Origin of the sequence: Synechococcus sp. LTW-R (genome assembly GCF_014217875.1) — a bacterium.
GTDB lineage: Bacteria > Cyanobacteriota > Cyanobacteriia > PCC-6307 > Cyanobiaceae > Vulcanococcus.
Map to the genome: position 1 here is coordinate 1,416,185 of NZ_CP059060.1, position 18,085 is coordinate 1,434,269.

21 protein-coding genes and 1 tRNA gene are annotated in these 18,085 nt (G+C 66.5%); 11 read left to right on the forward strand and 11 right to left on the reverse strand.

The genetic code is table 11. The features are described from left to right. Positions 1–13 precede the first annotated feature (13 nt). From H0O22_RS08095 to rplC, 3 genes are read right to left on the reverse strand one after another with little or no spacing between them, the layout of a single operon-like run. Complete coding sequence (locus tag H0O22_RS08095) at positions 14–316, reverse strand: 50S ribosomal protein L23 (RefSeq protein WP_185186187.1); 303 nt, start codon at positions 314–316, stop codon at positions 14–16. Further along, positions 309–944: a 50S ribosomal protein L4 gene (gene rplD, locus H0O22_RS08100; protein WP_185186188.1), complete on the reverse strand. Its 636-nt coding sequence runs from the start codon at positions 942–944 to the stop codon at positions 309–311. Before rplD ends, H0O22_RS08095 begins: the two co-directional genes overlap by 8 nt. Positions 945–955: 11 nt before the next feature. After that, a complete protein-coding gene (gene rplC, locus H0O22_RS08105) occupies positions 956–1,603 on the reverse strand; it encodes a 50S ribosomal protein L3 (RefSeq protein ID WP_185186189.1) in 648 nt (215 codons plus the stop codon). A gap of 391 nt (positions 1,604–1,994) precedes the next feature. Here rplC and H0O22_RS08110 point away from each other — a divergent pair, with 391 nt between their 5' ends. The 6 genes from H0O22_RS08110 to recA all read left to right on the forward strand — a co-directional run bounded on the left by H0O22_RS08110 (position 1,995) and on the right by recA (position 7,396). Next, positions 1,995–2,462: an NAD(P)H-quinone oxidoreductase subunit N gene (locus tag H0O22_RS08110; RefSeq protein ID WP_185186190.1), complete on the forward strand. Its 468-nt coding sequence runs from the start codon at positions 1,995–1,997 to the stop codon at positions 2,460–2,462. Continuing rightward, positions 2,459–3,475 (forward strand): LdpA C-terminal domain-containing domain, encoded by a 1,017-nt coding sequence (locus tag H0O22_RS08115; RefSeq protein WP_185186191.1) that lies wholly within the window; start codon positions 2,459–2,461, stop codon positions 3,473–3,475. The genes H0O22_RS08110 and H0O22_RS08115 overlap by 4 nt, the downstream gene beginning before the upstream one ends. A gap of 16 nt (positions 3,476–3,491) precedes the next feature. Next, a complete protein-coding gene (locus H0O22_RS08120) occupies positions 3,492–5,162 on the forward strand; it encodes an AAA family ATPase (protein ID WP_185186192.1) in 1,671 nt (556 codons plus the stop codon). A 109-nt stretch (positions 5,163–5,271) separates the two neighbouring features. Then, a tRNA-Gln gene (locus H0O22_RS08125) sits at positions 5,272–5,343 on the forward strand. A 39-nt stretch (positions 5,344–5,382) separates the two neighbouring features. Further along, positions 5,383–6,132 carry an HAD family hydrolase gene (locus H0O22_RS08130; protein ID WP_185186193.1) on the forward strand — a complete coding sequence of 250 codons (750 nt, stop codon included), beginning with the start codon at positions 5,383–5,385 and terminating at the stop codon, positions 6,130–6,132. Between the two features lie 151 nt (positions 6,133–6,283). After that, entirely contained in the window at positions 6,284–7,396 is a 1,113-nt protein-coding gene (gene recA / locus H0O22_RS08135) for a recombinase RecA (protein WP_185186194.1), read from the forward strand. Between the two features lie 80 nt (positions 7,397–7,476). Here recA and H0O22_RS08140 read toward each other — a convergent pair whose 3' ends face one another. The 3 genes from H0O22_RS08140 to H0O22_RS08150 all read right to left on the reverse strand — a co-directional run bounded on the left by H0O22_RS08140 (position 7,477) and on the right by H0O22_RS08150 (position 9,626). Further along, positions 7,477–7,821, reverse strand: a complete 345-nt coding sequence (locus tag H0O22_RS08140) for a DUF1815 family protein (RefSeq protein WP_185186195.1) — start codon at positions 7,819–7,821, stop codon at positions 7,477–7,479. Positions 7,822–7,900: 79 nt separating this feature from the next. Next, positions 7,901–8,143, reverse strand: a complete 243-nt coding sequence (locus H0O22_RS08145; RefSeq protein ID WP_185186196.1) for a DUF2839 domain-containing protein — start codon at positions 8,141–8,143, stop codon at positions 7,901–7,903. A 46-nt stretch (positions 8,144–8,189) separates the two neighbouring features. Then, on the reverse strand, positions 8,190–9,626 hold the full coding sequence (locus H0O22_RS08150) for a helicase (protein ID WP_185186197.1): 1,437 nt from the start codon (positions 9,624–9,626) through the stop codon (positions 8,190–8,192). A 41-nt stretch (positions 9,627–9,667) separates the two neighbouring features. Between H0O22_RS08150 and H0O22_RS08155 the strand changes: the two genes are divergently transcribed. Then, a complete protein-coding gene (locus H0O22_RS08155) occupies positions 9,668–10,528 on the forward strand; it encodes a prephenate/arogenate dehydrogenase (RefSeq protein WP_185186198.1) in 861 nt (286 codons plus the stop codon). Here the strand turns inward: H0O22_RS08155 and crtD are convergent. Next, on the reverse strand, positions 10,525–12,027 hold the full coding sequence (crtD, locus tag H0O22_RS08160; RefSeq protein ID WP_185186199.1) for a C-3',4' desaturase CrtD: 1,503 nt from the start codon (positions 12,025–12,027) through the stop codon (positions 10,525–10,527). The two genes, H0O22_RS08155 and crtD, sit on opposite strands and share 4 nt — an antisense overlap. A 37-nt stretch (positions 12,028–12,064) precedes the next feature. Between crtD and H0O22_RS08165 the strand changes: the two genes are divergently transcribed. Further along, positions 12,065–12,970 carry a fructosamine kinase family protein gene (locus H0O22_RS08165; RefSeq protein ID WP_255439228.1) on the forward strand — a complete coding sequence of 302 codons (906 nt, stop codon included), beginning with the start codon at positions 12,065–12,067 and terminating at the stop codon, positions 12,968–12,970. A gap of 31 nt (positions 12,971–13,001) precedes the next feature. Here H0O22_RS08165 and H0O22_RS08170 read toward each other — a convergent pair whose 3' ends face one another. Further along, positions 13,002–13,367, reverse strand: coding sequence for a CAAD domain-containing protein (locus H0O22_RS08170; RefSeq protein WP_185186201.1), 366 nt, complete (start codon positions 13,365–13,367; stop codon positions 13,002–13,004). Positions 13,368–13,462: 95 nt separating this feature from the next. Between H0O22_RS08170 and H0O22_RS08175 the strand changes: the two genes are divergently transcribed. Beyond that, complete coding sequence (locus H0O22_RS08175) at positions 13,463–13,885, forward strand: M67 family metallopeptidase (RefSeq protein ID WP_255439229.1); 423 nt, start codon at positions 13,463–13,465, stop codon at positions 13,883–13,885. Positions 13,886–13,910: 25 nt separating this feature from the next. Continuing rightward, a complete protein-coding gene (moeB, locus tag H0O22_RS08180) occupies positions 13,911–15,083 on the forward strand; it encodes a molybdopterin-synthase adenylyltransferase MoeB (protein WP_185186203.1) in 1,173 nt (390 codons plus the stop codon). Between the two features lie 49 nt (positions 15,084–15,132). On the opposite strand, the gene H0O22_RS08185 is transcribed toward moeB, so the two are convergent. After that, positions 15,133–16,332 (reverse strand): cob(I)yrinic acid a,c-diamide adenosyltransferase, encoded by a 1,200-nt coding sequence (locus H0O22_RS08185; protein WP_185186204.1) that lies wholly within the window; start codon positions 16,330–16,332, stop codon positions 15,133–15,135. A 56-nt stretch (positions 16,333–16,388) separates the two neighbouring features. Here H0O22_RS08185 and larE point away from each other — a divergent pair, with 56 nt between their 5' ends. Next, positions 16,389–17,228 (forward strand): ATP-dependent sacrificial sulfur transferase LarE, encoded by an 840-nt coding sequence (larE, locus tag H0O22_RS08190; protein WP_370521514.1) that lies wholly within the window; start codon positions 16,389–16,391, stop codon positions 17,226–17,228. Here larE and H0O22_RS08195 read toward each other — a convergent pair. Together H0O22_RS08195 and speD are read right to left on the reverse strand one after the other, a co-directional pair. Further along, complete coding sequence (locus H0O22_RS08195; RefSeq protein WP_185186205.1) at positions 17,218–17,487, reverse strand: Rho termination factor N-terminal domain-containing protein; 270 nt, start codon at positions 17,485–17,487, stop codon at positions 17,218–17,220. The two genes, larE and H0O22_RS08195, sit on opposite strands and share 11 nt — an antisense overlap. A gap of 112 nt (positions 17,488–17,599) precedes the next feature. Further along, positions 17,600–18,076, reverse strand: a complete 477-nt coding sequence (gene speD, locus H0O22_RS08200) for an adenosylmethionine decarboxylase (RefSeq protein WP_185186206.1) — start codon at positions 18,074–18,076, stop codon at positions 17,600–17,602. Positions 18,077–18,085: the final 9 nt, after the last annotated feature.

Below are 18,085 nucleotides of genomic sequence, written 5' to 3' on the forward strand. Positions count from 1 at the left end.
TTCTTCAGACCCCTCAGGCTTCAGGGAACAGCTGGATGGCATTGCCATCGGCAAGGCGAACCACAGCCTTCTTCACCTGGGCACGCTTGCCGGCGAATCGGCCCACGCGGCGGGCGCGGCGAGGGGGGTTCATGGTGCTCACACCAACGACTTTGACGTCGAACAGTTGCTCAACGGCAGCCTTGATGTCGGGCTTAGCGGCCCGATGGTCCACCTCGAAGGTGTACTGATTGAGCTCGATGGCGCGGGTGGCCTTCTCAGTAATCAGGGGCCGACGGATCACATCCGCCAGGCGACCTTGAAAGCGTTCAGTCATCGCCGTAGACCTCCTGAATCTTCGCGAGTGCTTCCTCGCTCACCACCAAGGAATTGGCGTGGAGCAGGTCGAACACGTTGAGCTGATCAGCGGCGATCAGCTTCACCTTTTCGAGGTTGCGCACGGAGCGGCGCACCACCTCGCTGGGGGCATCCAGCACCACCAGCACCTTGGAGCCATCGGCGATACCGAAGCGGCTCAGGGCAGCGGTGATTTCTTTGGTCTTCGGGGTTTCGAGACCCGAAGCAAAGCCCTTCACCACGGTGATATCAGCGGCGCGGCTCATCAGCGCAGTGCGCAGAGCCAGACGACGCTCCTTGCGGTTCATCGCAATGGTGTAGCTGCGGGGCTTGGGCCCGAACACCACACCACCACCGGGACGCAGGGGAGTCCGGATCGAACCCTGACGGGCGCGACCGGTGCCCTTCTGCTTGTAGGGCTTGCGGCCACCGCCGGCCACCTCAGCGCGGGTGAGGGTGCTGGCCGTGCCCTGACGGACATTGGCGAGCTGACGCACCACAGCGCGGTGCACCAGATCGTTAGCGGAGCTTTCCTTAGCGACTTTCAGGTCAAGGCTGGCCTTGCCGGCCTCTTTGCCTTGCCAGTCGCGAACAACACAGTTAGCCATCTCTGTCCTCCTCAGTTCGCGGCTTTGGCGCCCACCCGCTTAGCGGGGAGGATGTTCAGCAGGGCACCGGGCTTGCCGGGAACCGAGCCTTTCACCACGAGCAGGTTGCGCTCAGCATCCACTTTGAGGATGGTGAGACCGCGGGTGGTGATCTGCTTGCCGCCGTAGCGACCAGCCATGCGCTTGCCGGGGTACACGCGGCCGGGGGTCGTACCGGCGCCGGTGGAACCAGGCTCGCGGTGGTTCTTCGAACCGTGGGTCATGGGGCCGCGGCTGAAGCCGTGGCGCTTCTGGTAACCAGCGAAACCACGACCAATGGTGTCGCCGCTCACATCGACCTTCTGGCCCGCCTCAAAGGCGGCCACGGTGACGGCACCACCAAGTTCCAGACCGTCGACGGTATCGACGCGGTATTCCTTGAGGTGGCGCAGCAGCTCGTCGCCCGACTTAGCCAGGTGGCCCTTGGCGGGCTTGCTGACGAGCTTGTCGCGGATATCACCGAAGCCCAGCTGAACGGCGGTGTAGCCGTCGGTGCTGTCGGTTTTGAGTTGGGTAATGCGGCAAGGACCTGCCTCGATCACGGTGACCGGGATGGCCCTGCCTTCGTCGTCGAAGAACTGGGACATGCCCAGTTTCTTCCCAAGAATGCCGATGGACATAAGGAGGGAGATACGCCAGCTGGACCACCACTCGCGGGGAGCGGCGTTACTGAATCGAGTGACGCAAGTAACCGATTGAGCTGAAATTTCCGGCTAAACCGGAACTGCAGTGGACCAATGCGGCGGAGCTAGCGACTCGAATCAGTGGGGGCTGGGACTTGCTCAGAAGAAGGAGCCAGAGGCGACTTCGAGGTTGAGCAGTATCCCGGCGACTCATAAGAGCCACACGGGCCCGGGAAGGCCGCCACCACTGGCGACCTTGTGCATTGCCCTGGAGGCCCGGCTAGCGGACGGGCACAGTTGCAATTGCACAAGCGAACACCATACCTCAGCGCTTAACACCCTTCCCCTGCGATCAGCTGCCAGACTTCCCGAAGCGCTGATCCGCCCCATGCCCCTCCTGCTCACCGGCCGCGGTTTCCGCCAGGAGCTGGAGCGGGCGGGTGCCCTCGCGTTGTATGCCCCGTTAGAAGGTGGCGCCGAAACCCGCTTGCTCCGCCGGATGCGGGCCGCCGGCTACCGCGCCCAGCTGACCTCCGCCCGTGGCCTCGGAGATCCCGAAGCCTTCCTGCTCCAGTCCCACGGCGTCCGTCCGCCCCACCTTGGACACCAAAGCGTCGGTCGCGGCGCAGCCGTTGGCGAGGTGCAGATGGCGACCCCGCAGCTGGGTCACCTCTTTGAGGGAACGGTCCCGGTCCTGCTCTGGCTCCTGGAGGGCCAGGTCCTCTCCACCGGCGAACTCCAGGCCCTGATCAACCTGACCGAACGGGAACCCCGGCTGAAGATCGTGGTCGAGATGGGCGGCGCCCGTGCCCTGCGCTGGCAGCCCCTGAGCTCTGTTCTGACCGCAGCCGCTTGAGCCCAAACGCGGCCCTTCAAAGCGGCCGCTGGGTCAAGTTGATTTGCGGAGCTGGCAACCAGGACCTGGTGTCCATTGAAGACCTCTGCGCGCTCTACACCGCGGCAGGGGTCCACTGCATTGACATTGCCGCCGACACCGGCGTGGCGGAGGCCGCAAGGCGCGGGATGAACTGGGCCCTCGCCCGGGGAGCCCAGCGGCCCTGGCTGATGGTCAGCCTTAGCGACGGGGCAGACCCCCACTTCCGCAAGGCGAGCTTTGACCCCAGCCGTTGTCCCAGCGATTGCCCCAGGCCCTGTCAAAAGGTCTGCCCGGCCTTAGCCATTGAGGACCACGGTGGCGTCCTGACCGAGCGCTGCTACGGCTGTGGCCGCTGCCTGCCCGCTTGCCCCTTGGGACTGATTGAGGACCACCAACAGTGGCTCGATGCCGAAGCGGTCCCGGAACTGCTGCGGACCATCGCCCCTGATGCGGTGGAGCTCCACACCCAAGCGGGCCGGCAAACGGCCTTTGAAGCGCGGCTTAACCAGCTCAAGACCAGCGGCATTCCGCTGCAGCGCGTTGCGGTCAGCTGCGGGCTCGAGCGGGGCGCCGGCAGCGAGCAGGCCCCAGCCCTCAGCCCGCAGGAGCTCGCCGCAGAACTCTGGCTTCGCTTTTACGCCCTGCGCCGGGCGGGCTACCGGCCGCTCTGGCAGATCGATGGCCGGCCCATGAGCGGTGATGTCGGAGCGGGAACGGCTCGCTCCGCCGTGAAGTTGCTGGAGGCGATCACCCCCTGGGCGCCGCCAGGCCCGCTGCAACTGGCGGGAGGAACCAACGCCAAAACCATTGCGCTGCTGCCGCCCCACGCCCGAGCCGCTGGGGTGGCGTTTGGCGGCATGGCCCGCAGCCTGCTGCAACCCTGGCTGCAGGACGCGGAGGAGCGCGGCCAACCGCTCCGGGAGATCCCGGCCCTCGAAGCGGTCGCCAGCCGGAGCGTGAGGGCTTTAATCCAACCCTGGCTCGAGCGCTAATCGCTAGAACGCCCCCATGGCTTCAAGCCCGCAACGCATCACCGACGACCTCGATCGACTGCTCGAGGTCCTTCCCGAGGCGGTCCGAGGGGCCCTGGCTCCGGCGGAGGCCCGCGACCAGCTGCTCGAGGTCGTGCTGGATCTGGGCCGGATCCCCGAGGCCCGCTACCCGGGACGCGCCGTCGCCCTCGGGGAAGCCCCCATGGAACGCAGTGACCTGGCCGCCGTTGTCGCCCAACTCAGCTCCTTTGGAGGCGACAACCGCGCTGGGATTGAGCGGACCCTGCACCGCATCAGCGCCATTCGCAACCGCAGCGGCGATGTCGTTGGACTGACCTGCCGGGTCGGGCGGGCGGTCTTCGGCACCGTGGCCATGGTGCGCGACCTGATGGATTGCGGTCAGTCCCTCCTGCTGATGGGACGCCCAGGGGTCGGCAAGACGACCGCCCTGCGCGAAATCGCCCGTGTTCTCGCGGATGAGCTGGAGAAACGGGTCGTGGTGATCGACACCAGCAACGAGATCGCTGGGGATGGGGACATCCCGCACCCCGCGATCGGACGGGCGCGACGGATGCAGGTGACCCGGCCTGAGCTGCAGCACCAGGTGATGATCGAGGCCGTCGAAAACCACATGCCCGAGGTCATCGTCATCGATGAGATCGGGACCGAACTGGAGGCCCAGGCAGCGCGCACCATTGCCGAGCGGGGCGTGATGTTGGTGGCGACCGCCCACGGCAATGAGCTAGCCAATCTGGTCAAGAACCCTACCCTCAGCGACCTGGTGGGCGGCATCGAGTCGGTCACCCTGGGCGATGAGGAAGCCCGCCGCCGCCGCACCCAAAAGACCGTTCTTGAACGGGCCGCGGAACCGACCTTCCCCCTGGCCGTGGAAATGCACAGCCGCGACCGCTGGCTGGTGCACCGCGATGTCGCCCGCACGGTGGATCTACTGCTGCGGGGTCAACTGCCGCGTCCCCAGGTCCGGCAACTCGATGCCGAGGGGCGACTGCAGCTCAGCGAACCGGTGGCGCACGCCAGCAGCAGCCCCAAACCACCACCACTGCGGCGCCTGCAGGACGCCTCAGTGGTTTCCAGTGGGGTCTCCAGCCAGCCGCCCCTCGCCCGGCGCCCCCTGCCGGACCCGGAGGCAAGCAAAACACCCAAGGCAGCGGTCCCAGAACAACCCCTGCATCTCTTCAACGCGGGGCTCAGCGAGCCCTTGATCGAGCAGGCGATCCGCGGCCGACGCCTGCCTGTGCAACTCGTGGAGGAAGTCGAGGAAGCCGATGTGGTTCTGGCCGCTAGGCAACAGCTGGGGCACCGCCCTGAGCTGCGCCGGCGCGCCCAGGACGCGGGCCTGCCAATCCTCGTGATCAAAGCCGACACCCTTCCGCAGATTCAGCGCGGACTGGAGCGCTTGCTGCAGCGCCGTGACGATCGCCCGGGGGGCGGCGCCGCAACGGAACCCGCACCCGGGAGTAGCCACAGGGACGACGCCTTCGAAGCCCTCGAAGAATGCCGGCTGGCCGTTGAACAGGTCGTCCTCCCCCAGGGGCAACCGGTGGAATTGCTGCCCCGAACGGAAGCCATCCGAAAGATGCAAGCGGAACTGGCGGCCCGCTACCAACTGACTTCAGCGGAGTTCGGCAGCGGCAGCCAGCAGCGCCTCAGGCTGTTCCCGCGCTGAGCCAGAGGGCCGAGATGGCCCAGCGAGATTGACGAAGGTCGACCCGTTGTGGGTAACTATCTGAGTGCTCCTGACACCACCAGTTCCTGGGGGTTCTCAAGCAGCGCGTTGGGCCGTCGCCAAGTGGTAAGGCAGCGGGTTTTGGTCCCGCCATTCCTAGGTTCGAATCCTAGCGGCCCAGTTTTAAAGATCCAAGCCACTGCAAGGGCTTTGGAGCGTCATGAGCCTCCAACCACTGCTGGTTTTTGATTTTGACGGCGTCCTCGTGGACGGGATGCGCGAGTACTGGTGTTGCGCTCGCCGGGCCGCGCTCTTCCTGGCCCCCAGCTGTCAGCTGCCGGAGCTGGCCCCGGACGCGTTTGCCGCGCTGCGGCCGCTGATTCACAAGGGTTGGGAGATGGTCCTCGTGGCCCTCGAACTCTCCCGAAGCGACCTGGATGTCGCGCACTACCTCAGCAACTACGACGGCCACACGCAAGCCGCGCGCGAGCGCTGGGGCTTTTCCCCAGACCAACTGCAAAGCGCCCTCGAGGACCTGCGCAGCGACGCCATCCAAGCGGACCCCGCGGCTTGGCGAGCCCTGCACAGCCCCTATCCAGGCATCCCCGAGCGCCTGCGCGCCCTCGAGGCCGAAGGCAGCCCCTGGCTGGTGCTGACCACCAAAGGCGGAGCCTTTGCCCGTGAGCTCCTCAGCGGCTACGGCCTACAGCCCCAGGCGGTCTACGGCCACGAGCACGGCAGCAAGCCAGAGGTCCTACTGCGGCTCAAGGAACAAGGACGCCCCCTCTGGTTCGTCGAAGACCGCAGGATCACCCTGGAAACCGTTCGCCTGACCCCGGGCCTGGACGCGGTGCGCTGCTTCCTCGTCTCCTGGGGCTACCTGGGCCCCCAAGACCGGCAGGAGCTGCCGAACGGCATCCAACTGCTGGAGCCGACGCAGTTCCAGCAGCCCTTGGCGGACTGGCCCTGACCCGCTAGGGTACGCCTGTACTACCAGTCAGGGTTCGCTCCGGTGAAACACCTGGCGCCTGGGGTGGCACTTCTTTCTTAGAGGTCGCCCAGGATGGCTCCACCGAACTGGCCCACCCGCTGCGCGGCCGCTCCTTCAACCCTTTCGCAATATGCCTGCCGACGACAAGAGCACCAGCGCCTCCAGCCCTGAGCGGGACAAGGCCCTTGGCCTGGTGCTGAACCAAATCGAGCGCAACTTTGGCAAGGGCTCGATCATGCGCCTGGGGGATGCCTCGCGCATGCGGATCGAGACCACCCCCACCGGCGCCCTCACCCTCGACCTCGCCCTCGGCGGCGGCTATCCCAAAGGACGGGTCGTTGAGGTCTACGGCCCGGAGAGCTCGGGCAAAACAACCCTCACCCTGCACGCCATTGCCGAAGTGCAGCGCCGCGGCGGCGTGGCGGCCTTCGTCGACGCTGAGCACGCCCTGGACCCGGTCTATGCCGCGGCCCTTGGGGTCGACATCGAAAACCTGCTGGTCTCCCAGCCGGACACCGGCGAGATGGCCCTGGAAATCGTCGACCAACTGGTGCGCTCCGCCGCCGTTGACATCGTCGTGGTGGACTCCGTGGCCGCCCTCACCCCTCGCTCAGAAATCGAGGGCGAAATGGGCGACCTCGCCGTCGGCAGCCAGGCCCGCCTGATGAGCCAGGCAATGCGCAAGATCACCGGCAACATCGGCAAGTCCGGTTGCACCGTGATCTTCTTGAACCAGTTGCGTCAAAAGATTGGCGTGACCTACGGCAACCCCGAAACCACCACCGGTGGTAACGCCCTGAAGTTCTACGCCTCCGTGCGCCTGGACATCCGACGCATTCAGACCCTCAAGCGCGGCACCGAAGAATTCGGCATTCGCGCGAAGGTGAAGGTGGCCAAGAACAAGGTGGCTCCGCCCTTCCGCATTGCCGAATTCGACATCCTGTTTGGCCGCGGAATCAGCACAGTTGGCTGCCTTCTGGACCTCGCCGAAGAACACGGCGTCGTCGTACGCAAAGGCGCTTGGTACAGCTACGAGGGCGACAACATCGGCCAAGGCCGCGACAACACGATCACCTGGCTCGAGCAAAACAGCACCGAAAAAGAAGCGATCGAGGTGAAGGTGCGCCAGAAACTCAGCGAGACCACCGACTCGCTGAAGCCCGTCGCCACTGCAGCCGCCAAGTTGGCCGCCTCCGGCAGCGCCAGCAGCAGCAAAGAGCAGGCCCTGCCTGCCGCCAGCTGAGCCGCTGCAGGCACAAGAAAGCCCCAGGGTGGATCACCCGGGGGCTTTTTGCTGGAAACGCTTCGAGATCCTGAGCGGAATCAGGAGACCTGAACTTCGGCTGCCGCTGCAGGCTGGGCCAGAGCGCGGAGATTCGCACTCAGGCGCTCGAGCTCTTGGATGGCTTCGGCTCCCTCCAACTTGACCAGCTCGTGGCCATTGCGGGACTCGACCCAGCTGATCCCGAAGTCCGAGACCAAAAAGCGGACCATGTGCTGATCGCCAAGGCTGGCGACAAACGAAGCGCCCTGACCGTCTTGGCCGTCACCGCAGACATAACAAGTGGCGGCGATTCCTTGGCGCTGCAGGCCATCGGCAAGAGCGCGCAGGCTCATCACCAGGTCTTCAACAACCGATCGGTACTGCTCAGCCAGACGAGCGAACATGACCGCTCCAATTAACGATTTGAACGATCCTAATCTTTTCTTCAGATTTGCGCGAACGAAAGAGTTCGCCTCCTGACAATTAGCCGTCGGCCAGCGTCCACCAGCCCAGGGCAGGACCCAAAAAGCGCACGGTCAACCAAAACACCACCAAGGCACCGATACCAATCCAGGCACCGCGCGTGGTGACCGAGACGAATTGCTCACCTTGACGCTGGGTCAGGGGCAGCCAAGGGGCAATGCGGGGCGAGGTGTCCTTGGCCTTTTGGGCCTTCTTCTCCCGGGGGGGCAGGCCCTGTTCCGAGCGACGCTTGGCCTCTCCCATTGCTGCTGTGCTGCGCGGCGGGGCCAGGCTACGGGCACTGGGCCCATTAGGGGTTGGGCAACAAACGGGTGAGCGCCACCCAGGGCTCCAGGGCCTCGAGCACCTGACGGCCCCAACCGCGCCGCTTCAAGCGCCCATCCAGCACCGCCAAGCGACCGCCGTTGCGGCGCAGACCCGCGATCGAGCGCTGCAGACGTCCAAGGGCTTCCGGCAACAGCAGTTCCCGGAACCAATCGCGGCCCTCCAGCCTGAGCGCCGCAACCCGCGCCGCCGTGAGTGGATCCTCCAGGCTGGAGATGGGCAGGGTGGCCGCCACCAACTGACAGGGCAGGGGCAGCCGCTGTTGATGCTCCAGCCACCAGCTCCAGCTGCAGCAGATCACGCCATTGGCCTCAGGCGCGGTGAGCTCATGGCCCACCCGACTACCGAATTCAGCCGCCAAGGCGCTGGTCAGCCCCAGCCTCAGGCCCTCGTCATCCAGCAACACCACGGTGAGGCCGGCCTGGCCCAAGACCAAGCGGCGGCACTGATCCAGCAGGTGACTGGGGTAGTGGGGGGCGTTCGGCAGCGCCTGCCCCTGGGGCGCAAAGAGGGGCAGGGGATCCAGCAGGGGCGGATCCGCCAGGCTCACCTCCACCTGGGGCGTGAAGCCAAGCCCAGGGGAGGCGGGCTGCGGCCAAGGGCCCACCACCACCACGCCGCGACCACTCAAGAGCCCTGTCATCACCGCGCAGGGATCCAGGGGCTGGCGATGCAGGGTCCACTGCAGCAGCGTTGGGTTGACCGACGCCCAACTCGTCCAGTCCGCTCCTGCGGTCTTCAGCCAGTCGGGCCAGGGCTCGGGGAGTGGGGCTAACACCCCCAGCAGCTGCCGCAGGGGCGCCTCGTCCTCTGGGGTGATGGGCACCCGTTGCTGGGGGCCGCACGGACGCGCCAGCACCCGGCGACTGAGTCGCTCATGCAGCTGCAACAAACTGGAGGCGGCCGCGGGGAGGCTTCGGCGCAATTGCTCCCAGTGGCCGGTGTCGATCACCACCTCCAGGGCCTGGCGCAGCAGCGGTTGCAGCAGCTCCCCCTCCGGGACGACTAACTGGCGGCCCTCCAAGTGCCCGCTCTGCCAGGCCGCCACCAAGGCGTCATGTTGCAGCAACCACAGGGGCGCGGCCCCGGGAGCCGTGGCCCCTTCCCAGCAGGGCAGGTTCAAGCCGACGGCCTGCAGCCGCGGCAATTCCACCGTCAACAAGCGCTGGCGCAGGGCGGGGCTGACGACCAGCGCCACGGGGCTGTTGTGCAAGGCCAAGGGCACCAAAAGGCCCAGCAGCCAGCTGGGGTCACTGCCGGGGGCCAGACGCACCAAGGTCTGGTCCGAGCGGCGCAAGCTGCGGGCCACCAGCCGGCTCAGGGTCAGGTGGTGGGGCCAGCGGGTTTCCCCCTCCTGACGGAGGAGCGCCTTGAGCTGTTGGTGGGCCTTGGCTTCCAACATCCGCGAATCGTAGGAAGCTGGGACGAGACACCTGTTCAGCGATGACAACCCACTGGCGCGAGCGACCCATCGGGATCGTGGGCCTGGGGTTGATCGGCGGATCCCTGGGGCTTGATCTGCAGGCCGAGGGCCTCGAGGTGCGAGCCCTGGTACATCGCGCCCGCACGGCCGAACGGGCGCGGGAACGGGGGCTGGCCCAGCGGATCGAGACCGACCCGGCCGTGCTCGAGGACTGCGGCCTCGTGATCCTGGCCCTGCCCCTCGATCGCCTGCTGGATCCGGACCCCGCCCTGGTGGCGGCCTTGCCTGCGAACGCCGTGATCACCGATGTGGGCTCGGTCAAACAGCCCATCCAGGAGCGCTGGGACAAGCTCCACCGGCGTTTCCTGCCCAGCCATCCGATGGCAGGCACCGCCCAAGCCGGCGTCGAAGCCGGGCTCAGCGGCCTCTTTCAGGGCCGCCCTTGGGTCGCCACCCCCACGGCGGGGACCGATTCAGACGCCCTGGCCTCGGTCCGGGCCTTAGCTGAAGCCGTCGGCGCCCACTGGCTGGAATGCCCAGCCGCGGCCCATGACCAGGCCGTCGCCCTGATCTCCCACATGCCCGTTCTCGTCAGTGCTGCCCTGCTGAAAAGCGCCGATCAGGGGGGCAGCGCGGTTCAGGCCGAGAGCCTCGTGCGGGCCCTGGCCTCCAGTGGCTTTGCCGACACGAGCCGCATCGGCGGCGGCAACCCGGAACTGGGCACCTTGATGGCCCGCACCAACCGCAGCGCCGTCCTCGCGGCCCTGGAGCAGTACCAACGGCAACTGGGAGCGCTGCAAGGCCTGGTGGTGGAGGAGCAGTGGGAGGCCCTGCATCAGCAACTGAGCCGCTGCCAAGCCCTGCGGCCTGAATTCCTCTAGGCCTTCAGATCCAAGGAGCGCCCATGGCTTTGCAGGAGCTGCCGGCAGGCCATGAGGGCCGAGAGGCTCACCCCCGCGGTGCCCTCACCCGGATAGATCGCATCACCACAGAGCCAGAGTCCGCTGAGGGGGCTGCGGCTGGCCAACCCAAAGGGACCAAAGCGGCTGGGGTGCTGCCCCAAACCACCCACAAAACCAAAGGGCCGCCCCGTCCAACCGGCAAAACCGCGCGGCGTCGCCAATTCGGCGTGGCGGTAGTGCTCGGGCTTCAGTCCCAAGAACGCCTCGAGCGCCGCCTGAATCCCAGCCAGCGCCTGCTGCTTGCGCTGCTGGTACTCCGGCTCCGGCAAGCCGAACCAGGGCTTGGCAGGGGTAAAGACACTGGCGATCACGGTCGCCTGACCGGCCGGGGCCCGTCCATCGCCCTCGGCGCTGAAGGAGAGGAAGACGCTGCCGGGGTCCTGCCAATCCAACTGGGCATGCAGGCCGAGGGCCGGCGACAGCCGCTCGCGATTCACCGCGGCATAGAGCACCAACGCCCCGGAGGGGTCCGGGAAGCTGGCGATGCGCCGGCCATAGGCCGCCGGCAGCGCCTCTCCCAGGAGCTCGGGCAGGGTCTGGGGCGGCAGCGCACAGACGACATCGTTCGCCTGGAGGGCAAAAGACTTCTGGGCCGGCCCCTCGCCGCTGAGCTGCCAGCCGCTGGCCCCTGGACGCATCGCACTGACGCGGTGGCGCAGACGCAAACGACCGCCCTTGGCCGCGAGCACCTGCTCGAGGGCCGTGCAGAGCTGCTGCATCGACCCGTGGAGATGCCAAAGCCCCAGCGGTTCCTGGGCCATGGCCAACACCGTGGCCCCGTAGAGCGCCGCCGTGCGATCAGCCGGCTCTTGGGAATAGAGGCGCAGCTGGAGATCAAGAAAGCGACGCAGGCGCTGGTCCGCGCCGCAACCGGTCAGGACCAGCAGGTCCGCCACCGTTGCGGTCGTGAACAGGCCACTGGCCAAGGTGCCGGCCCCCATCGCCCCCAGCAGCTGGCGCAGATCCCAGAGGGTGCGCGGCGGCAGCACCGGATCCTTGGCCGCAAAGGTCCAATTGCTGCGGTGCAGCAGAGCGCAGAGGGCCCAGAAGCGTTCGCTTCCGGGGAATTGGCGTTGGCGCTCCAGACGCCAAGACTCGGGATCCCGCCAGAGCTGAACCGGGGCTTCAGCGGCGCGGAGCTGGACGCTGCAGCCGGGATCAAGGGGTGTGGCCGCGGGGAGCGGGGCACCGAAATGGGCCATCAGGCGCTGATGAATGCCCCCCGGTTCAAAGCCCGCGACCTGGGTCGCCCCGACATCAAAGGTGTAGGGACCGCGGCGAAAGGTTCCCGCGCAGCCCCCGGTCTGGCTGTGGGCTTCCAGCAAGTCCACCTGCAGACCCTCAGCGGCCAACAGGGCGCCTGCGGTCAGGCCCGCGATGCCTCCCCCAACCACTGCGACATCACAGGATTTGACCATCGCGGCATGCTGGCAGCGCCCCTGCCTCCACCGCGTCGTGTCCAGCCCGCAGGCCTTCTCCGACTGGATCGAGGCCACCACGGGAGCGCGCCTGCTCAGCCGCTCGGCGGTCGGCGGTGGCTGCATCCACAGCGCCTGGCGATTGACCCTGGCCAATGGCCAAACGCTCTTCGCCAAAACCAACCGCGCTGCACTCCTGCCGGTGCTCGAGGCCGAAGCCCAGGGTCTCGAGGCCCTGGCGCAGGCCGTTGAGCTGGGCGGTTCAAGGCTTGCCATTCCGCAGCCCTCCGGCCTGGGCCTCGCGGGGCCCGAGGCCGTTCTGCTGCTGAATTGGCTGGAACTCGGGACCCCGACCGATTCAGCCCAAGCCTGGGGGGCCCTTGGAGCGGGACTGGCCCGGATGCACCGCGGCAGCCTGCAGGGCCATGACGGACGCTTCGGCTGGGAGCGCGACAACTTCATCGGCTCCGGTCCCCAGACCAACCGCTGGGGGGAGAGCTGGGGACACTTTTTTGCCGAAGAACGCCTTGGAGCTCAACTGCGCTGGGCGGCAGCGTCGGGCAAGACGCTCGATGGAGCCGAAGAGCTGCTGGAGCGGGTCCCGCTTTGGCTGGCGGAGCACCACGCTGAGCCGGCCCTGGTCCACGGCGACCTGTGGAGCGGCAATGCCGCCCTGCTACAGGCCGGCGGGGGCAGCATCTTTGACCCCGCCGTCTACCGCGGAGACAGGGAGGTGGATCTCGCGATGGCGCAGCTCTTTGGCGGATTCCCCCGCAGCTTCTTCGCCGGCTACGAGCAGGAATGGCCCTTAGAGGCAGGCCACCGGCGGCGGGTCGAGCTCTACAACCTGTATCACCTGCTCAACCACGCCAACCTCTTTGGCGGGGGCTACTGGCAGCAAAGTGCCGCCAGCATCACCGCGCTGCTGCGCGAGTGGCACTGACGGCACCGAGAAGAGCTGAACCCAACTGAATTCAGCCGAGGTATTCCTTGCGCAGACCCTGGACCTTGTTGATCACGGCGGTGCGCTTGTCGCTGGTGGTCAGGTTCTTCCAGCTCCACTGACCGACCACAACCAAACCCAGCAGTTCCAGCAGACCAGGAACAACCGGCAGCAGGTTGATGGTGTCCAGAACGCCCTTGATCAGCACCTGGGCCACGATGACGATCACCAGGACACCGACGCCCTTGCCGATGCGGCCCATCTGGTTCCAGTCCACCTTGTCGAGGGTCTCGTTGACCTTGCCCAGGACTTCGGTGTAGCGCTCGGTGAAGTTGGCGGCGGCCTCTTCTGCAGTGGGTGTCACCGATTCCTTCAGATCGTTGCTCTCGTCGGTCATCAGGATGGGCTTGGATTAAAACCTCGACACAAGGTATCCGGGTGACTACCCAAGCGCCAGACCAGTTGCGCGTTGATGGTCATTGCCTGATCGTTTTGGAGCGCACTCTGCAGGCGGCGTTTCCAGAGGAGGGATGCGCGCTGTTGCTGGGGCAAACCAGGGGTACAACCTTGGAGCTGCATCGGGTTTGGCCCTGCTGCAACAGCTGGGAGCCCGCCCAGGAACGGGATCACCGCTTCCAGCTCGACCCAAGGGAGCAACTGCTGGCGCAACGCTGGGCCAGGGAGAAAGAACTGCAGGTGATCGGCGCCGCCCATGGCCACCCCAGCAGCCCCGCCATCCCGTCGGCCACTGACCTGGAGCTCTGTTTCGGACCCACGTTGATGCTCATTCGCTCCGGCCTGGAGCAGAACCCTTGGCGGGCCTGGTGGATCGAAGGCGAGGAGGGTCCGAGCGAACCCCGCGAATTGCCTTTGCGGCAGGGGCTGGCCGCAGGGGACCAGCGTTTGGGAAAGTAGGGAGCTGGAAAGCGATCAGCACTCCATGCTTCCCCTTGACACCACCGGCATCGAGCTGAGCCCCGATGAGGTGGCCCGTTTTGCGCGCCACCTGATCCTGCCGGAAGTGGGCATGGAGGGCCAAAAGCGGCTCAAAGCCTCTTCCGTGCTCTGCGTTGGCACCGGCGGCCTGGGTTCTCCTCTGCTGCTGTACCTGGCCGCAGCCGGCGTTGGCCGCATCGGCATCGTCGACTTCGACGTGGTCGATCACTCCAACCTGCAGCGCCAGGTGATCCACGGCACCAGCTGGGTCGGCAAACCCAAGATCGAATCGGCCAAGGCGCGGATTCTCGAGATCAACCCCCACTGCCAGGTGGATCTCTACGAGACGGCGCTCAGCAGCGAGAACGCCCTCGACATTGTTCGGCCCTATGACATCGTCTGCGACGGGACCGACAACTTCCCCACCCGCTACCTGGTGAACGACGCCTGCGTGCTGCTGGGCAAACCGAACGTCTACGGCTCGATCTTCCGCTTTGAAGGCCAGGCCACGGTCTTCAACCTGGATGCCGAGAGCCCCAACTACCGCGACCTCTTCCCCGAGCCCCCGCCGCCGGGCATGGTCCCCTCCTGCGCCGAAGGCGGCGTGGTGGGCGTTCTGCCCGGAATCATCGGCGTGATCCAAGCCACCGAAGCGGTGAAGATCATCACCGGCATCGGCACCACCCTCAGCGGCCGACTGCTGCTGTTTGATGCCCTTGGCATGAAGTTCCGGGAGCTCAAGCTGCGCCCCAACCCCGAGCGCCCGGTGATCGAGAAGCTGATCGACTACCAGGAGTTCTGTGGTGTGGGCGGCACCGCCCCGGGCCAAGAGGAAGCCGGCTCCGTCGAGAGCATCAGCGTCAGCGAACTGAAGACCCTGCTGGATGGGGACACCTCCGGCCTGGTGCTGATCGACGTTCGCAACCCCCCCGAAGCCGAGATCGCTGTCATCCCCGGCGCCGAGTTGATTCCCCTCGATCAAATCGAGAACGGCACCGCCGTGGACCGCGTCAAGGAACTGGCCAAGGGCAAGCAGCTCTACGTCCACTGCAAACTGGGCGGCCGCAGCGCGAAGGCCCTGATCGCCCTGAAGCGCCATGGCGTCGAGGGCATCAACGTGGCCGGCGGCATTGATGCCTGGAGCCAAGAGGTGGACAGCTCCGTCCCCCGCTACTGATCCCAAGGCCTGAGCCCGGGGCAACCCGGGCTTTTTTCATGGCTAGCGCTCAGTAATCGACGCCGCGCTTGAGGTCCACGCCCCGCTCGGCGTAGTGCTTGTGGCAGACCATCTCGGAGTGGACGCTGGCCAAATCAAAGTACGCCGGGGGGTGCTTGCAGCGCCCGGTCAGGATCACCTCGGTTTCGGCCGGCTTGCGCAGCAAGGTCTGCACGATCGGCTCTACCGGAATCAGCTCGAGATCCACGGTGGGGTTGATCTCATCGAGGATCACCGTTTTGTAGAGGCCGCTGGAGATCGCCGCGCGGGCAATTTCCCAGGCCCGCTCCGCTTCGACGTAATCAATCGGCTGCTGCTGGCCGCGCCAGACGATCGCATCACGGCCGGAGCGCAGGTGATCGACCAGATGCGGATAGCTCTCACGCAGGGCCGCAATGGCGGCGTCCTCCGTGTAGCCATTACCCCCCTTCAGCCACTGCAGGATCAAGACCCGATGACTCTTGTCCTGGGAGATGCCGCGGCCAATGGCCTGTAGGGCCTTGCCCAGGGCACTGGTGGATTTGCCTTTGCCTTCACCGGTGTAGACCTCGACTCCCTCGAGGCCCGCCAAGACGGGCTCACCGGTTTGCTCCTCGAGCTCCGGGGTGTCGGGGCGGCGGTGGGCGCGCATCTCCGAATGGAGATCCGCGATCTGGACCAGCGGGCGCGGGGCGCCGCGGCCGGTGACGATCACCTCCATGCCCGCGGGCTTGGAGGAGAGGGTGCGGACCACTTCCTCGGTGTCCAGCAGGCCGAGGTCGAGCACGGGGTTGAGCTCGTCGAGCACCACCACCGAATAGAGCTCGCTGGCGATCGCCCCCTTGGCGATGGTCCAGCCCCGCTGGGCCTCCTGGACATCGACGCGGGTGACCTCATCGACACCGAAAAATTCGCCGCGCCCGGTGCGCACCTGATCGATCAGGTGGGGGAAACCCTGCTGCAGGGCTTCGATCGCGGCGTCTTCGTCATAGGCGCGGCCGGGACCCTTTAAAAAGCGCAGCAACAGGACACGGGTTTGCTTCTGCTCGCAGATCCCCAGACCGATCGTGCGCAGGACGACACCCAGGGCCGCCTGACTTTTGCCCTTGCCTTCGCCGTCATAGACGTGCACTTGGCCGCGGCTGCGCTCACTTCCATCGGCGGCAGTCCGGATCCCAATGCCGCGCCCGGTGCTGCGGGTGGAGCTGGCAGAGGTTGCCTGCGGAGCCATCGACGCGCCTCTTACCGTTGGATCCTAACGAGAGTGATTTGAAGCCAGGGCACCCGATCGTGGAACGACTGGAGCCTCCCTTGGCGGAGGCCCTGGAGGCCCTGCGGCAGCGCATCGGATCGCTCCCGGCGGCCATCGTGGCCTACTCCGGCGGAGTCGACAGCGCCCTGGTGGCCGCCATCGCAGCTGAACAACTGGGGGATCGGGCCCTGGCGGTCACCGGGATCTCACCGGCCCTGGCTCACCATCTGCGCGCAGAAGCCCAGCAACAGGCGGCCTGGATGGGAATCGAGCAACAGGAGCTGGCCACCGCGGAACTGAACGATCCGGCCTACAGCAGCAACCCCGACAACCGATGCTACGCCTGCAAGCGCGAACTCCACAGCGTGATCGCGGAGCTGGTGGAACAACTCAGCGAACCCTGGCGCTCCGCCACCGTCCTCGATGGCGTCAACCGCGATGACCTCGGCGACCATCGCCCCGGCATCGACGCGGCCCGGGAACGGGGGGTCTGCTCACCGCTCGCGGAACTCCAGATCGACAAGGCGGGGGTGCGGGCGCTCTCGCGGGCCCTGGGCTTCCCCTGGTGGGACAAGCCCGCCCAACCCTGCCTGGCCTCGCGCTTTCCCTACGGCGAGGGGATCAACGCGGAGCGACTCCAGCGGGTCGGCGCCGCCGAGGCCTGGCTGCGGCAGCGGGGATTTCAAGAGCTGCGGGTGCGCAGCCAAGGGGAAACGGCCCGCATCGAGGTGCCCCCGTCGGCCCTGCACCGCCTGGTGGAAGAACCCACCCGCAGCGCCGTCGTCGAGGCTCTGCTGGCCCTGGGCTTCAGTGCCGTCAGCCTGGATCTCGAGGGGTTGGTGAGCGGAAAGCTCAACCGGGCCCTCAAGCGCTGAGCAACTGATCGATCAGCTCCGCCTTACGCAGGCGGCTGACGCCAGAGAGCCCGCGGGCACGGGCAAGTTGCTGCAATTGCACCACGGTTTGCCCCTCCAAATCCATCCGGGGAGACGGGGGGCGATGGGCCCGGATCGGCTCCGCGGGAGCGGCGATGGCCTGATCAGCCGCCGCCGGAACCCGGGAGGCCAGGGCCAACAGCGCCAAGCTGCCGCCGGTGAGCAGAGCCGCCTCAACGGCGAAGGTGATCTCCTGCATGGGGGAGAGCTCAAGATTGGCGGCATTACAGCCAATCCACCCCGGGCGCGCCAGCAACGCCTTGCCATCTAAAAAGCCCTCCACCAGGGGAGGGCTGAAGATCCTGTGGCGATCAGGCCGCGACCAGGTCCGGTTCGCGCTCGGTATCGGCCACGGCGGCAGGGGTTTCGCGGCGGAAGCTCTTGAGCTTGTAGTTGCCGGCATTGAGCTCTTCGCTGAGCACGATGCAGGCCCGCTCGGGCATGGTGTGGTCACCGCAGGTGAACACGTCCACGGCGGCGTAGCCGGATTCCGGCCACGTGTGGATGGAGATATGGGATTCGGCCAGAAGGGCCAGCCCCGTCACACCCTGGGGTTGGAAGTGGTGGGTGATCAGATTGAGCAGGGTCGCGCCAGCACGCTTCGCAGCGGTGGTGAGGGCGTTCCTGATGAAAGCTTCGTCGTCGAGCTTGTCAGCGTCGCAGTTGTAGAGCTCGAGAATGCAGTGTTTACCCACCATGTCGGTGGCACTGGGTGCTTGGGGGCTAGCGGAGAAGGTCTCAGCTCCAGTCCATCCCGGGTTGGGGTGGAGACAGGCTGCTTGGCTCATCAACGTGAG